Origin of the sequence: Bradyrhizobium sp. AZCC 1719, from assembly GCF_036924525.1 — a bacterium.
GTDB lineage: Bacteria > Pseudomonadota > Alphaproteobacteria > Rhizobiales > Xanthobacteraceae > Bradyrhizobium.
Window position 1 is genome coordinate 3,500,388 of sequence record NZ_JAZHRU010000001.1, and the last position, 14,949, is coordinate 3,515,336.

At 58.4% G+C, this 14,949-nt stretch carries 16 protein-coding genes; 11 read left to right on the forward strand and 5 right to left on the reverse strand.

Annotated features, from left to right (window positions below; all coding sequences use genetic code 11):
• Positions 1 to 55: 55 nt before the first annotated feature.
• The 3 genes from V1292_RS16415 (at position 56) to V1292_RS16425 (ending at position 3,536) form a co-directional block, all read left to right on the forward strand.
• Positions 56 to 1,699, forward strand: coding sequence for a long-chain-fatty-acid--CoA ligase (locus tag V1292_RS16415; protein ID WP_334373762.1), 1,644 nt, complete (start codon positions 56 to 58; stop codon positions 1,697 to 1,699).
• A gap of 44 nt (positions 1,700 to 1,743) precedes the next feature.
• Entirely contained in the window at positions 1,744 to 2,523 is a 780-nt protein-coding gene (locus V1292_RS16420; protein WP_334373764.1) for an enoyl-CoA hydratase/isomerase family protein, read from the forward strand.
• 104 nt (positions 2,524 to 2,627) lie between these two features.
• Complete coding sequence (locus V1292_RS16425; RefSeq protein ID WP_334373766.1) at positions 2,628 to 3,536, forward strand: 3-hydroxyacyl-CoA dehydrogenase family protein; 909 nt, start codon at positions 2,628 to 2,630, stop codon at positions 3,534 to 3,536.
• A gap of 72 nt (positions 3,537 to 3,608) precedes the next feature.
• On the opposite strand, the gene V1292_RS16430 is transcribed toward V1292_RS16425, so the two are convergent.
• Entirely contained in the window at positions 3,609 to 4,568 is a 960-nt protein-coding gene (locus tag V1292_RS16430; protein WP_334373767.1) for a LysR substrate-binding domain-containing protein, read from the reverse strand.
• A 144-nt stretch (positions 4,569 to 4,712) separates the two neighbouring features.
• On the opposite strand from V1292_RS16430, the gene V1292_RS16435 reads away from it, so the two are divergent.
• The 5 genes from V1292_RS16435 (at position 4,713) to V1292_RS16455 (ending at position 8,767) form a co-directional block, all read left to right on the forward strand.
• Positions 4,713 to 5,534 (forward strand): class II aldolase/adducin family protein, encoded by an 822-nt coding sequence (locus V1292_RS16435; protein ID WP_334373768.1) that lies wholly within the window; start codon positions 4,713 to 4,715, stop codon positions 5,532 to 5,534.
• A 38-nt stretch (positions 5,535 to 5,572) separates the two neighbouring features.
• Positions 5,573 to 6,364, forward strand: coding sequence for a class II aldolase/adducin family protein (locus V1292_RS16440; protein ID WP_334373769.1), 792 nt, complete (start codon positions 5,573 to 5,575; stop codon positions 6,362 to 6,364).
• 69 nt (positions 6,365 to 6,433) lie between these two features.
• Positions 6,434 to 7,363, forward strand: a complete 930-nt coding sequence (locus tag V1292_RS16445) for a ketopantoate reductase family protein (RefSeq protein WP_334373770.1) — start codon at positions 6,434 to 6,436, stop codon at positions 7,361 to 7,363.
• 374 nt (positions 7,364 to 7,737) lie between these two features.
• Positions 7,738 to 8,181: an alpha-hydroxy-acid oxidizing protein gene (locus V1292_RS16450; RefSeq protein ID WP_334373771.1), complete on the forward strand. Its 444-nt coding sequence runs from the start codon at positions 7,738 to 7,740 to the stop codon at positions 8,179 to 8,181.
• Positions 8,182 to 8,200: 19 nt separating this feature from the next.
• Positions 8,201 to 8,767, forward strand: coding sequence for an alpha-hydroxy-acid oxidizing protein (locus V1292_RS16455; RefSeq protein ID WP_334377068.1), 567 nt, complete (start codon positions 8,201 to 8,203; stop codon positions 8,765 to 8,767).
• A gap of 206 nt (positions 8,768 to 8,973) precedes the next feature.
• Here the strand turns inward: V1292_RS16455 and V1292_RS16460 are convergent, their stop codons facing one another.
• The 4 genes from V1292_RS16460 to V1292_RS16475 form a co-directional block, all read right to left on the reverse strand.
• Complete coding sequence (locus V1292_RS16460; protein WP_334373772.1) at positions 8,974 to 10,134, reverse strand: iron-containing alcohol dehydrogenase; 1,161 nt, start codon at positions 10,132 to 10,134, stop codon at positions 8,974 to 8,976.
• Between the two features lie 726 nt (positions 10,135 to 10,860).
• Positions 10,861 to 11,016, reverse strand: coding sequence for a hypothetical protein (locus tag V1292_RS16465; RefSeq protein WP_334373773.1), 156 nt, complete (start codon positions 11,014 to 11,016; stop codon positions 10,861 to 10,863).
• Positions 11,017 to 11,097: 81 nt separating this feature from the next.
• Positions 11,098 to 11,949, reverse strand: a complete 852-nt coding sequence (locus V1292_RS16470) for an alpha/beta fold hydrolase (RefSeq protein WP_334373774.1) — start codon at positions 11,947 to 11,949, stop codon at positions 11,098 to 11,100.
• 35 nt (positions 11,950 to 11,984) lie between these two features.
• Complete coding sequence (locus V1292_RS16475; RefSeq protein ID WP_334373775.1) at positions 11,985 to 12,563, reverse strand: TetR/AcrR family transcriptional regulator; 579 nt, start codon at positions 12,561 to 12,563, stop codon at positions 11,985 to 11,987.
• Positions 12,564 to 12,886: 323 nt separating this feature from the next.
• Here V1292_RS16475 and V1292_RS16480 point away from each other — a divergent pair, with 323 nt between their 5' ends.
• Genes V1292_RS16480 through V1292_RS16490 form a run of 3 tightly spaced genes read left to right on the forward strand, consistent with a single transcriptional unit; the run spans position 12,887 to position 14,899 of the window.
• Positions 12,887 to 13,249 carry a hypothetical protein gene (locus V1292_RS16480; RefSeq protein ID WP_334373776.1) on the forward strand — a complete coding sequence of 121 codons (363 nt, stop codon included), beginning with the start codon at positions 12,887 to 12,889 and terminating at the stop codon, positions 13,247 to 13,249.
• Between the two features lie 43 nt (positions 13,250 to 13,292).
• On the forward strand, positions 13,293 to 14,402 hold the full coding sequence (locus V1292_RS16485; protein ID WP_334373777.1) for an efflux RND transporter periplasmic adaptor subunit: 1,110 nt from the start codon (positions 13,293 to 13,295) through the stop codon (positions 14,400 to 14,402).
• A gap of 41 nt (positions 14,403 to 14,443) precedes the next feature.
• Positions 14,444 to 14,899 carry a nuclear transport factor 2 family protein gene (locus V1292_RS16490; protein ID WP_334373778.1) on the forward strand — a complete coding sequence of 152 codons (456 nt, stop codon included), beginning with the start codon at positions 14,444 to 14,446 and terminating at the stop codon, positions 14,897 to 14,899.
• The last annotated feature ends 50 nt before the right edge of the window (positions 14,900 to 14,949 follow it).

Here is a 14,949-nt window from a genome sequence, read left to right on the forward strand (position 1 = left end):
CGGTCACGTCCAATACAAAGATGAAAGGACGTGTCAGTAACTTTTGGAGCTTCCCGTGCTGGGCTTAATGCAAGAGTGGCCGTTGCTGTGTCAGCGAATCATTGATCACGCCGCGATTTGTCATCCGGACCGAGAGGTGGTGACTCGCTCTGTCGAGGGGCCGATCCATCGGACCAACTATGGCCAGATCAGAAGGCGCGCGCTGAAAGTCGCCCAGCGGCTGGATCGCGACAGCATTGTGCTTGGCGATCGGGTCGCGACCCTGGCGTGGAACACATGGCGACACCTTGAGATCTGGTACGGAATCATGGGTATCGGTGCCGTCTGTCACACCATAAACCCGCGGTTGTTCCCCGAGCAGATCGCGTGGATCATCAACCATGCACGTGACCGCGTTATCTTTGCTGATATCACCTTCGTGCCACTTCTCGAGAAGCTTGCGCCGCAACTCGAAGTCATCGAGCGTTTCGTCATCTTGACGGATCGCAGTAACATGCCCGTCACTTCCTTGCGCGGCGCGATCGCGTACGAAGACTGGATCGATAGCGTAGACGGCGACTTCGCCTGGAAACTCTTCGACGAAAACACCGCCGCCGGACTATGCTACACGTCAGGCACGACGGGGAATCCAAAGGGTGTACTGTACTCGCATCGGTCAAATGTACTCCATTCGCTGATGACCGCGCAGGCAGACGTTCTGGGCCTTAGCTGCAACGACACGGTCCTGCCGGTTGTGCCGCTCTTTCATGCCAACAGCTGGGGGCTCGCGTTTCACGCCCCGATGGTAGGGAGCAAGATTGTTTTCCCTGGCGCGAAGCTCGATGGCGCGTCCGTATACGAGTTGCTCTGGGACGAAAAAGTAACGTTTACGGCCGGTGTGCCGACCGTCTGGCTCATGCTTCAACAGTATATGGAATCAAACAGCTTGCGTTTGCCAGCGCTTCGGGACTTGACCATCGGTGGCGCGGCGCCACCGCCTGCGATGATTGAAGCCTTTGAGCGGATGGGCATCTGTGCACGGCAGGGGTGGGGTATGACAGAGATGGGACCTGTCGGTTCGATCGGAAGCCTGAAGCCGCCGTTCGCAGATTTGACCGGCGCGGAGAAAATTGCCCAGCTTTCCAGCCAAGGTTTTTCGCCTTTCCTCGTTGAAATGAAGATCACCGACGAGTCCGGCGAGAAGCTTCCCCACGACGGAAAGGCGTATGGCAGGCTAAAGGTGCGTGGCCCAAGCGTTGCCAAGGCCTACTACGGGCTGAATGACGAGATCCTGGACAAGGAGGGCTATTTCGATACCGGCGACGTCGCCACGATCGACGAGCACGCCTACATGCGTATCACGGATCGATCCAAGGACGTTATCAAGTCGGGCGGCGAATGGATATCATCCATCGAAGTCGAAAATGCCGCTATCGCTCATCCTTCCGTACAGGAGGCCGCGGCGATCGCGGTTTCACACCCGAAATGGGGCGAAAGGCCGCTTCTCATCGTTCAGCTTAATCCGAACATGGAGACGACCAGGGCGGATATCCTTTCATTTCTTGAAGGCAAGATCGCGAAGTGGTGGATGCCCGATGACGTCGTCATGGATTCAATCCCCCACACGGCGACGGGAAAGATCAGGAAGTCCGAGCTTCGTGAGCGTTACAGGAACCACCTGCTGCCCAGCGCATCGGTTCGTCCAGCAACCGTCAAATGACCAATCATCCTGGCTAGAGCGAGGGAGCTCTTACTGTGACATCCGTGAAATTCGAAAAGCTGCGTAACGTTGGTATCCTAACGCTGGACAATCCTCCGATCAATCTCGTCGATGACGACCTGCTCCTGGAGCTCGGCAAGGCGCTCGATGAAGTGGACAGCTCGGGTGTTCGAGCGGTACTTCTACACGCGACGGGGGACCACTTCGGGCCGGGAGTGAACGTCAAGACCACCTTTTCGGGAGTGAATAGCAAGGGCGCCCGAAAAATGCTGACCAGGGCTATTCCGATTGTGCTGCGACTGGAGCAGTTGGACGTCCCAATCGTGTGCGCGGTTCAAGGGTTTTGCTTCGCGGCATCGCTCGAACTGGCGTTGCGTTGTGATGTAATAATCGCATCTGAAGATGCAAAATTTGCTCAGGTAGAGCGCGATATCGGAGCCGCAACCTATTTGGGCGGAATCTACCTGCTCGCCGAGCGTTGCGGACCGGCGCGGGCTCGAGAGATTTGTCTGACAGGTGAACGCTACGATGCCGCCGTCTTCGAGCGGTGGAATATCGTCAATCGCGTCGTACCGCGGGCATCGCTATGCACCGAAGCGTTGGCGTGGACGCAAAGGTTTGCGGACGGTCCAACAAAAGCGTATGCGGCGAATGAGCGTTTGCTGCGAGGATTTCTCGACTACGGTACTAGAGGAGCCGACGAGCTGCTCCTGGAAATTGGGCCTCCCCTGTTCGAGAGCGAAGATTTCAAAGCCGGGGTTCAGTCGGTGGTGGAACATGGAGCCAAGAATTTCCGGGGCAAAGTAGTCTTCCGGGGATCGTGATCGTCGCGACAGAGTGGCCACGCTAGTCATCGCCGCGATCACCGCTACCGTTTATGGCACCGACAACGTCCACACGACCGAGAGAGCTGAGATCGAGTCACTGCGTGCTGCGCGTCGAAGGAACGCTCGCCAAAAATCGCGAGGCTATCGCCATGACGTTCAAACTCCCTAATGACATCGCCACCCGCCCCATCGCCGTTCTGGGCGCCGGCACGCTTGGCCGCCGCATCGCGCTGATGCTGGCGACGCGCGGCGCTGAAGTGCGCCTGTATGCCCGTAGCGCCGCGACGCGCGATGCGGGCGTCGCCTTTGCAAGAGAGCAATTACCTGCCGTGCTCGCTACGCTTCCAGGCAGCAAGGCAGGCACCATCATGGGGGTCGACGACATGACTGCCGCGCTAAAGAATGCGTGGCTTGTCGTGGAGTCAGTGCCTGAAAATCTTGAACTGAAAAAGGACATCTTCAAGCAGATCGATGCGCTCTCTGAGCCCGACGCCATCCTGGCGAGCAACTCCTCATCCTATTCCTCGAGCGCTTTTGCCGACAGCGTGAAGAACCCGGCGCGCCTCTTGAACACGCACTTCCTGATGCCGCCGGGCATCACGCCGATTGAGTTGATGTCGTGCGGCCAGACCGACCCGGCTGTGATCCAGCTGCTGGTCGACGTGCTGCCCGGCTATGGCCTGACGCCCTACGTGGTGCAGCGCGAGAGCATGGGCTTCATCTTCAACCGCATCTGGGCCGCCATCAAACGCGAGACACTGGCCGTGGTAGCCGAGGGTGTCGCGTCGGCGGAGGTAGTGGATGCTATCTACAGCCAGGCGACCGGTTCACAGCACGGCCCCTTCCGCCTCATGGACGCGGTGGGCCTGGACGTGGTGCTGAGCATCGAAGAGAACTATGCCCAGCACCGGCTCGGCCTGCCTGAAGAGCCGCGGATTTTGCTGAAGAAGATGATCGCCGAGGGCTGCCTTGGCGTAAAAAGCGGTCGAGGATTTTATGACTACTCGTGATGCGACATCTATCGGCCACTTTGAGGGTTTTGAGATACGGGACATGAGCAGCCAAGCATAGGCACCCGAGCCTCAGACCCCCAACATTGCAGACTCTGCTTCGAGGTCCCTGGCTATAACTTTCAGCCACTGGTGCACAGCCTTGATCCTGCCCGATGTTTCATGCAATTTTCGATAGGTAAAATAGAAATCTCGCGAGTCCATCTTGAAGGACGGCCAGAGCGTAAGGACCTTGAGAGCCCCGCTGGTAATCATCGGCGAAACCAAGGGAAACGGCGCAAGAATAACTCCCATGCCGGACCGGGCCATTTGAAGTGCTGTAAGCAGGCTGTCGCCGACTAGTTCCGGTTCGATCGACGGGAGATCAGGGTCGTTTGCCTGAAACCATGCACGCCAGCTATTTGGCACAGTGCTGAACTCGATCAGGGGCAACTTAGAGAGGTCCTTGACCGTGCTGATAGGCCCAAATCTCTCAAGTAGGTTCGGCGCGGCGCAGGGCGCCGCACGGGAGCGAAGAAGCCGATGGAATGTCAGGCCGGGCACCGGTGGCGTTCCCAGTTGCACCGCGGCATCGATACTGTCCATTGCAAAGTCGACCGTTGTGTTGCGTGCTTCCAGTCTGAGATCGAGGTTGGAAGATGCCTTGCGGAACCGTTCCAAGTTGGGCAATGCGGCGAGCATTGCAAACGTTGGAGTCACGCTGACGCGTACAACACGATCGTGCTTTCGGACACCCAAGATGTCGCTCGCGCGAAACAGTTCGTTGAACGCGTTCAGCACGGAGGCGGCGTAGACCGCACCGCTTTCAGTCAGAGCGATGTTGCGTCCCTTGCGCTCCACCAGTTGCATCCCGAAGTGCGCCTCTAGCGATCGAATCTGATGACTGACAGCGGACGGCGTCAGATTGAGGCTCTCGGCGGCAAGCTTGACGCTGCCAAATCTCGCGATCGCTTCGAAGGCGCGCAGACTCGTGAGAGGTGGAAGAGCCGGGCTAGACATATTCTGGCTTGAGCCTGCTTCAACAATCAGCAACCGAATTCAATTGTGCTTTGGATGGCCATCCGTCAGCTTCCTGGAGAGATCGATGGAGCCCAATTGTAGGGCTGGCATGTGGGAAAAGCCAGCGAACCTCCAATTTCGCATCGCGAAACATACAAGAGAAAACGGGAGAATGCGATGAACGCCCCCTCAAAACATGCTCAGCAGGCGCATGCGACGGAGAAGATGACGCACGGGCTACCTCAACCGCCGGTCTTTTCAACATTGGCCGAAGAACGGCAGCATCGCAAAGAGCGCCTTGCAGCCGGCTTCCGGTTGTTCGCCAAGTTCGGGTTCGATGAAGGCGTCGCTGGCCACATCACCGCGCGCGATCCGGAGTTCACCGACACATTCTGGGTGAATGGCTTCGGCATGAGCTTTGGCCTGATCAAGGCGTCTGATCTTATTCGGGTCAACCACAAAGGCGAAGTTGTCGAAGGCAATCATCCGGTCAATGCGGCTGCTTTCGCGATTCACGCGAGCGTTCATGCTGCCCGGCCCGATTCTGTGGGCGCGGCGCATTCGCACTCCACGTACGGCCGGGCCTTCTCGACCTTGGGTCGAAAGTTGGGGGCGATCACGCAAGACGCCTGCGCCTTTTACAACGACCACGCTCTGTACGAGGATTACGGCGGGGTCGCGGTCGAGTTGGATGAGGGTCAGCAAATCGCCCGGGCGTTGGGGCCTCACAAGGCGGCAATTCTGCAAAACCATGGACTTCTCACGGTCGGCCAGACCGTTGATGAAGCTGTGTGGTGGTTCATCACGATGGAGCGGTCGTGCCAAGTGCAGTTGCTCGCTGAGGCGGCTGCTGCGCGAACCGGGCAATCTCTCAAGGTCATCCCTGAAGAGTCAGCGCAGCAGGCTTTCAACATCCTCGGTGCGTCGAGGACAGGCTGGTTTCAATTCCAGACCCTCTATTCGAAGATCGTTAAAGAACAGCCGGATCTGCTCAACTGACATACGGACCAACGATGAAGTGTTTCGGAGGGGAGCGCATGAACATCCAAACCTCACCTGGAAATGTCAGCCACGACGTTCTGGCGGCCGAGGAACGGCTGGTCCGGGAGGATCTCGCCGCGCTGTACCATGTCTTCTTTGATCTAGGCTGGTGCGAGCACATCTACAATCATATCACCGCGCGGGCACCGGGTCCCGACAAGCACTTTCTGATCAATTCATTTGGGCTGGCGTACAACGAAGTCACAGCCTCCAATCTCATCAAGATTGATCTTGATGGGAACAAGGTTGTAGACGTTCCGGGACGCGTCAACGCGCCGGGCTTCACGATCCATTCTTCGGTTCATGCCGCGCGCGATGACGCCCATTTCATCGCCCACACGCACACGACGGCCGGTGTGGCTGTTGCTTGCACGGACGAGGGGCTGTCGCATCATAGCTTCTACGGCGCGATGCTTTATGAGCAAATCGCGTATCACGACTTCGAGGGCATTTCGACGGACCTTGGTGAGCGCGAGCGCCTCGTAAAATCGCTCGGCAACAAGAACTACATGATCCTGAGACATCATGGTCTTCTGACATGCGGGAGGACTGCCGCGGAGGCACTGTTCCGCATGACGATCCTGCAACGCGCGTGCGAAGTGCAACTCGCAGCTGCAACGTTCGGCAAGAGCTGGCGGCCCTTGTCGGAAGAGGTTCTGCGTCGGACGACGCGTCAGATGCAGAGCGAGGTTGCAAAGGGCTTCGACGAAAAAACCTCCTTTGGGCAAGATTCGTTCGAAGCATATCGTCGGGCGCTTGATGCAAAAGGATCGCGCTACAGAGACTAAGCTTGATCGGCGGCGGCTTGTTGGCTGCAGCCGAGGTCCCGCAATTGAGAGGCTAGAAGGAGATGAATCTTGCGGATACTGGTAATCGGCGCCGGAGCGTTGGGCGGATATTTTGGCGCTCGGCTTCTGGCCGCGGGACGTGATGTCACGTTCCTGGTGCGGCCGGCCCGTGCAGAAGCGCTCAGGACGAATGGGCTTGTCATCAGGAGCCCAGCCGGCAATCTCAATCTGCCATCACCGCCGACCGTGACATCCGAACGGCTGAAAGGCTACTACGATCTGATATTGTTGAGCTGCAAGGCCTATGATCTCGACGGTGCCATTCAATCGTTCGCCCCCGCGGTGGGAGACAATACGGTCATCATTCCCTTTTTGAATGGCCTGCGTCATATCGAAGTACTGAACGCCCGCTTCGGGGAGGAGAGGGTGTTTGGCGGTCAATGCGCCATCTCGGCCACGATGTCTGCAAATGGTGAGATTCTCCATCTCGTCGATTTGCATACGCTGGGGTTTGGCGAGCAAAACAAGGCGCGATCGAAGCGCCGCGATGAGATCATCGCTGAATTGTCAGGTGCCAATTTTATTGCCGAGGCCAGCCACAATATCCTGCAGGACATGTGGGAGAAATGGGTATTCATCGCCACCGCCGCGGGCTCGACCTGTCTGATGCGCGCCTCGATCGGGGATATCGTCGCCGCTGGCGCATCCGGCCTTGTGATGAATTTTCTTGACGAGTGCAGCGGGATCGCGGCCGGGGCAGGATTCGAGCCACGTCCGGCCTTTATGGAACGCACGCGATCCATCTTCACAATGCCAGGCTCGCCGCTGATGGCGTCCATGCTGCGCGATATCGAGAAAGGATCGCAGACGGAAGGCGATCATGTTCTGGGCGACCTCTTGGGTCGGGCGAAAGCGGGACAAATTCCTGTCCTTCTCAGCGCGGCCTATGCGCATGTGAAGTCTTTTGAGGCGCGTCGCGCCAGAGAAGCCGGCAAGTAGGGACGGAGCTGGAAGGCGGGAATCAAGCTCGTGCGTTCTTGCCGTGGTCTCGGACCCGAGGGGGATCAAATCCGGCTTTCAGCCGCTTAGAGGCCGGCGGTTGAGCGCGTTGGCCTCTTCACTGGCCGCCTGCGCGTGAATGAGCTGAAAACGTCAGGCGCTGCGCCAAAGACCGGACGGCGATAGGCTATGCTCGCGCCGCCCACCAATCACAATGGGTAGGACTACGGGAGGACACATTGGGTCACTACGGCGACTACCAGACAGAAATCTATGTTGGCGGCCTCAGCGGAAGACTGCCGAAACTTCCGGTAGATTTCCGCGAATTGGAAGCGCGGGCGCACGCTGCGATGTCGCCGAGTCTTGTGTCTTACGTGGCCGGCGGCTGCGGCAACGAGCATACGCAGAATATCAACGTGTCTGCATTTGAGCGGTGGGGTTTGATCCCTCGCATGCTTGTCGGCGCCGCCAAGCGGGATCTGTCGATCGACCTTTTCGGGATGCGGCTTCCAACCCCGCTCTTCATGAGCCCTATCGGCGTCATCGGATTATGCGCGCAGGATTTCCGTGGCGACATCGCGACGGCAAAGGCTGCGCAAAAGATCGGCGTTCCGATGATGGCGTCGACCTTCAGCAGCGATCCGCTCGAGCAGGTGGCTGCCGAATTTGGCGATACGCCAGGCTTCTTCCAGCTCTACACTCCCAACGATCGGGAAGTAGCCGAGAGCCTGATCCGCCGGGCCGAGGCAGCGGGATTTAAGGCCATCGTGGTGACTCTGGATACATGGGGTCACCGGATGGCGGCCACGGGATCTTAACCTGGCCAATTTTCCTCAGCTGCATGGGCATGTTCTCAGTAACTATTTTTCGGATCCGGTGTTTCGCAGCAGGCTGCAAAAGCCACCCGAGGAAGATTTTCAAGCGGCGATCATGCAATGGGCGAAGATTTTCGGAAATCCTTTGACCTGGGACGATCTTCCCTGGTTGCGCTCGCTGACCAAGCTTCCGCTCGTTCTCAAAGGCATTTGCCATCCTGATGACGCGCGGCGCGCGATCGATGCCGGCGTCGACGCCATCTACTGCTCAAATCACGGCGGCCGTCAGGCAAACGGCGGCATTGCTGCGGTGGACCTGCTGCCTGGCGTTGTCAAAGCCTCAGGCAACACGCCCGTTTTGTTCGACTCAGGGATACGATCAGGGACGGACGTCATCAAGGCTTTGGCGCTCGGCGCGACGGCTGTTGGGATTGGCCGGCCGTACGCGTATGGACTCGCACTGGACGGCGTAGAGGGTATCGTTCACGTACTGCGATGCATTCTGGCTGAGGCGGACTTGCTGATGGCCGTCGATGGGTATCCCAGTCTCGCCGATCTTCATCCATCCTCGCTGATGGCGGTTGGTTGAACAAACCGGCTGTCTCGAGACCACTTGCGACGAACGCAAGAGACTTGCGCGAAATTAGCGGCAGATTTGCCCGATGCTGCGCATTGAATCCGAGCGACGCCTTCAGTGCGGCCGTGGACGGCGCGCGGAAGAATTCGAAATCCTTCCCGCACGCCAGACCCGTTTGCCCCATCGCGCGAGGCTCACAATTCGCTGTTTCGCTGAGGCTAAGCGGCCATTCGTAGCAGATCGACGATATCAGCTTCGTTTTTGAAAGGCCGCGGATTGGCCTGTACGAAGCGATGATTGATTGCAATCGTGCTGATCTTGCCAAACTTGTCTTCGCCGATACCGACATCAGCAAGGCGGCCAGGTAATCCAAGGCTTTTGGTAAATTCCGCAAAGGCGTCTGCGGCCTCCATACCTGGTCCGCCAAGAGCCGCCGCTAAACGCTTCTGCGCATCCTCGGTGAATGGCTTATTGTAGCGAAGCAGGCTCGGCATGATAACAGGTGTGCAATAGTAGTGAGGAACGTCGAAGGTCCCTCCAAGCACATGGCCAATGCCGTGACTTGCTCCCATCGGGACGCGTGCCTGAAGACCGAAGGACGCAAGCCAAGAGCCATGTTGAGATAGTCGCCGCGCCTCCAGATCATCAGGTTGCTGCAAGGTCCGGAGCATTCCCTCACGCAGGATGCGGATGCCGGCCAAGACGACCTCGTCGGCCAACGGGGTGCCGGCGGGCGAGCACAACGCTTCGATACCGTGATCCATCGAGCGCGTTCCCGATCCCATCCAAAGGCTCGAAGGCGTATGAAGGGTGAGGGCAGGGTCGAGAATAATCGCCACCGGCGACATCTGGGGGTGGAAGAATATCTGCTTCAACTTGTGACGCTCATCGGTGACGAGCGCTGCGGCATTGTATTCGCCACCATTCAGCGTCGATGGGATCGCGATCTGGCGGACTGCGGGCGAACGGAACGGAGAGACGTTGACGCCCGGGCCCATGGGGAATGGATCGAAACCGGCTTCATCGCGGATATCATGTTCCATCGCCATGATGACTATCTTTGCGAGATCGATGGCAGAACCTCCACCAACAGCCACGATCAGATCGGCTCTTGCGTCTTTAGCGTGATGGGCAACCTCGGCAGCTTGCTTGCGCGTCGTATGCTGCGCAATTCCGTCAAAGGTCGCCGCGTGCTTGTTGCCCAGCGCTCGACGGATCTTCTCGATCTCATCGGTCTTTGTGTTCAGGGTTCGACTGGCGAGAAGGAAGACGCGCTTTGCGTTCAGTCGCTCTGCCTCTTCGTTCAGAGCGTCAGACGCAGCTTTGCCATAGATGACACGATCAATTGCTGGAAAGTTGTGTACACCAGTCTTCCGCATTTTTTGTCCTCCCGTCCTAAAAAAGCAAGTGACTATATTATCAATAGTCACGGCATGCAACAGAGGGGCGGAGCGCTGCGATCTCACGCCGGCTTTGTAAAACGCATTAGACGTCACTCGCGGGTAAAGCGGTGACCGGAAGCGAATAACCGCCGCGCGCCAGGAAAACTGCTTTTGACCCACACAGTGCCATGCCAGCAGGCGCTCGGTGGGATGCTGCTTCATCCATCCGGCGAGCTTGGAAGCACCAATCAGGCAGGACTACATCGAGAGGTCGGCGAAGTCTGAGGTGGTGAGACGATCTGCTCGTGGCAATTTGCCGGAGAGGAGAGACTGCATCAAAGTACGGCTATGACCTTGATCAAGACAGGAGAAATCAGTCGCTACGATAGGTATTGGCGCCGCTGACCGTATGACTCACCCGTGCATTATTCCGAATCTCGCTGACTGGATCGGCTGGCGGGAAGATGCTGTCATAAATCGCACGCGCCTCTCGAATGAGACGATCTCGCTCACGCTCAGACTTTGACACAAATCGAATAACTTCGCCCATATTTGCTCCAAAAAACCTAAGTGCCCCTATCCGCAGTTAGCGAACCGCTTCGCTACGATATGATAACCATCATTCAATCTCGATCTAGGAGCTCTGCACGAACTTTGAAGCTCTGCAGGCGGTAACGAAGATAAATAACTCGTGACTAGTCGTCTTCGAGGAATTAGCGGCGTTCACTGTTGAAGATGACTTTGCAATTGATGGACGTGGTCATCCGGCGAGCCAACCGGCGTTGTTCGGGACTGGATCTGAAGACCTTCAACTTCGCGCTCGAGCTTCGCAACACGCTCTTCCAGCCCAAACATGTACTCGCCGCGCGGATCGTCCATGCCTGGGACCTCAGCCCAGTAATTCAAGCTCTCCAGAAGCGCTTGAACATAGTTGCACACTCCTGTGTTTGATCATTGCGGTCATTCTGTTGCCAATATCACGCGGGCCAGCTCCGACGGATTCTCAACAGCCGAGAAGTGGCCGGTATTTTTGAGCGTCACCATCTGCGAGGCAGGAATCAGCGACCGTGTGCGTTCGCGTTCATTTGGCCGAGACCAATCGCTATCGCCATAAATGAGCGTCACAGGCACGGAGATTTGCCGATAGTAATCGCGTGCCTTGCTCCAGGATCGCCAGCCTGCCAGCACTTTCCGTGCGACCCGCTTGTATCCCGGGCGGTGGGCTACTTCATCGAACTCAGCAAGCAAATCGGCCGGCAGTTTGCGCGGGTCGTGATATCCGCCGCCCATGATCTTGCTGAGGACCATCTTGTTTTCAAGCGACGCATTCATCGCGCCGAGTACCGGAATCTGCAAACTTCCGATGATAAAGTTCGCGAACCAGTTGCCGCGTCGAATACCGTCCCCGTAGCGGGTCTCGTAGTCGTAGGGGTTGATCGCATAGACCCGCTTCACCCGCTGCGGAAGCGCCGCGGCCACGGTGAGGGCCAATGTCCCGCCGATCGACTCGCCAACGATCGTAACGGCCGAGAGGTTTAGCTGCTCGATGAAACGAATGACGGCCTGCCGGAAGTAAGGTTCGTCGAAGCTCGCGCCTGGATCTATTGGTGAGTGTCCGTGGCCTGGGAGGTCAATGGCGTACACCGTGTGCGATCTCGCGAGGAGAGGCGCCAGACTGCGGAAATATTCGAGCTGTGTGCGGATCGTATGTATGAGGAGTAGCGGAGGCCCGCTGCCGATCTCTTGAAAACGCAGGCTAAGCGTATCCGATATTTCGAGCAAACTTGGTTTGCCTTTTGTCACGCTAAGCATTTCGATTTCTCCCGTGCTTTGAGGGGCGCGATTTTTCAAGCGGCGGCGGCTTCTCGGACCTGTTTGACTGCTGCATCCAGAAGGGCCTGAGCCAGATCAGGGTCGTTGACGACGCGCGATAGCGTCACCGCACCGACCATCGTCGTGAGAATGGCCATGGCCTTGCCAATGGGCTCCTCGCCGTCGGTCTCGGCAATCAAGCGGCCGAGCACTTCGAGATGCGCCTTGATCCCCGCTTCGAATGCCGCTTTCACGTCCGGCCCTTGTCTGGCGGCATCTGAGCCGAGCGCCACGATCGGGCAGCCGTCCATCTTTTCTTCGCGATGGTCGGCACTGAGGTAAAACGCGATCACCGCGCCAAGCGGATCATCAGGATTCTCCGCGGCCGCGTCCGACCATCGGCGGGAGGCGCTCTCCAATGCCCGCTTGGACGCCTCTACCGTCAAATCCTCTTTTGACGCGAACTGCTTGTAAAAGCCGCCTTGGGTCAGGCCGGCACCCTTCATCAGATCCTTAAGGCCGATGCCGTCAAAGCCGCGCTCCCGAAATAGGCGACTTGCCGCATTGATTACGGTTTGACGGTTTTCTGCGGCCTGGCTCCGACTCACGCGCATTGTCGACTCCCTTTTTGATTTCGTTCGACATCTATAGCATATAGAAGTCGAATGCAATCTATCAAGAGAGATTAAGAGACGATCCGCGGGGACCCTGATGTTTTCCAGCGAGGCCCGGCTTTGCCGAGGTGATGTCCGGCGCAGGGACCACCGCCCCCGGCGGATCAGAGCCCACACTTCCAGGTGTCAGGAAGCGGACTCATGCCCGCCCGAAAGGAACTTGCCGTCAAACACTGTTTCGTGAACTCTCATTTTTAGATTGCGATCGAAATCTATATGGTCCATATAGAGGTCGATCGAAATCTATCGAGAGGAGATACGAGATGATCCGCAAGACATTGGGCGCATCGCTCCTAGCTGCGCTGTTTCTGGCGACCCCGGCGTTTGCCGAGAAAGCCACCGTCGAACGCCCTATCGAAGGCAGCAGCCTTCACGTGGGACGTCTCGACATGGCGGTCTACTACGTCCCGGTCGATGGCGACCTCTTGGAGGTCACCGCCACCTTCGCGCCGAAGGGCGGGGGCGATCCGCTGCGCGTCGTCATGGGGCTCGCCGACCGCGACTCCGTGACCTTCTCCATGCCGGGCTACCAGGACTCGCTCTACACGTTCTCGAGGTCTGGCGAGGAGGTGACGGTCTCGACCGAGACTGACATGCCTCTGCGAGCCGATGCGCAAATGCGCTGACCCGCCGTGCGAACGCAATCTATTTTGATTTGAGGCGATGAGCATGAAAAAGAGACCCGTTGTTGTCCTGGGCAGCATCCTAACCGCTGTGTTCGGGGTGGGCGCAATCGTCACGCTTTCCATCCACACGCAGGCAGCCTCCGCCGTGAGCGACCCGAGGCAGGAACCACCGATCGTCAGACTGGCGGCGGCAGCGCGGGTGAATGGGTCCGAACGCGGCTTCACCGGCGTCATTGGGGCGAGGGTGCAGAGCAACCTCGGGTTTCGCGTCGCTGGCAAGATCGTGGAACGGCTGGTGAATACCGGTCAGCAGGTCAAAGCCGGTCAGCCGCTGATGCGGATCGACGAAACCGACCTTCGCCTTGCGGTCACGGCAAAGCGCAACGCCGTTGCTGCAGCGCGTGCATCTTTCGTTCAGACCGAAGCGGATGAACAGCGATACGCCAAACTGGTCAGCAACGGATGGGCTTCCCGACAGCGCTACGAGCAGGCGAAGGCCGCGTTGGATACGGCCGAGGCACAACTCGCCACCGCCGAAGCTGATGCGCGGGTCGCCGAGAATGAGGCGACCTACTCGGTCCTGGTAGCGGATGCGGACGGAACGGTGGTCGAAACGCTTGGAGAGCCCGGGCAGGTCGTCTCTGCCGGCCAGACAGTCGTTCGGATCGCCAAGGCCGGCCCCCGCGAAGCGGTGGTCGCGCTTCCCGAAACGATCAGGCCAGCGATTGGCTCCGAGGCTGAGGCCAGCATCTATGGCGTCGATGGGCGGCGCTATACGGCGCATCTGCGGCAGTTGTCGGACTCCGCGGATGCTCAGACCCGCACCTATGAGGCCCGTTATGTGCTCGACGGTGAGGCCGCGGCGGCGCCGCTTGGCGCGACGGTAACCATTCGGCTGGCAAGCCAGGCGAGTCAGCCGGAAGTCCAGGTGCCGCTGGGAGCCGTGCTCGATGACGGCCGGAAGACCGGCGTTTGGGTCTTCGACAGCGGTACGTCGACCGTACACTTTCGGCCCGTCAAGCTTGCACGTGTGACCAGCGAAACCGCCGTGATCTCCGGATTGAGCTCTGATGATCGGGTTGTTTCCCTCGGCGCTCACCTCCTCCAGGAGGGCGCTCGCGTCAGGACTGCATCTGAAAACAAGGGAAACTAACGCGCTTCAATCTTTCCGCGATCACCGTCGGAGGACGGCAAATGCCGTACAGCTACATTGTCAAGAAAGAAATCCGAAAGACCTTCGACCACGTCAACAACCATCGCTGGGATGACGCGGTGAAAGCGGTCGCGCCGCATGTTCATCACCGCGTTTCCGGCGCCCACGCGCTTGCTGGTGAGCGCCACGACAAAGAAGCGCTGCGCCGCTGGTTTGAGCGTCTCGGCCGCGTCCAGCCCACTCTCCATATCACGGTCAACAACATCTGGGTGAAGGGCTGGCCGTGGAATACCACCGTGTTTGTCCAGTGGGACGGCACCGCAACGCTGCTCGACGGCGACGCGTACGTGAACCGTGGTCTCCACGTGTTCACCCTGCGGTGGGGTAGAGTCTATGCACTTGAGGAATTTCAAGATTCACAGGAAGCGGCCCGTGGGCTTGCCGTCCAAGCGGCAGCTGGCCTCAAAGAAGCTGTCGCCGAACCAATTGTAAGTTAGCAGAAACACAGCCAGAGGCGCGCGTTCCTTAGAAAAGCGCGGTTCACTCG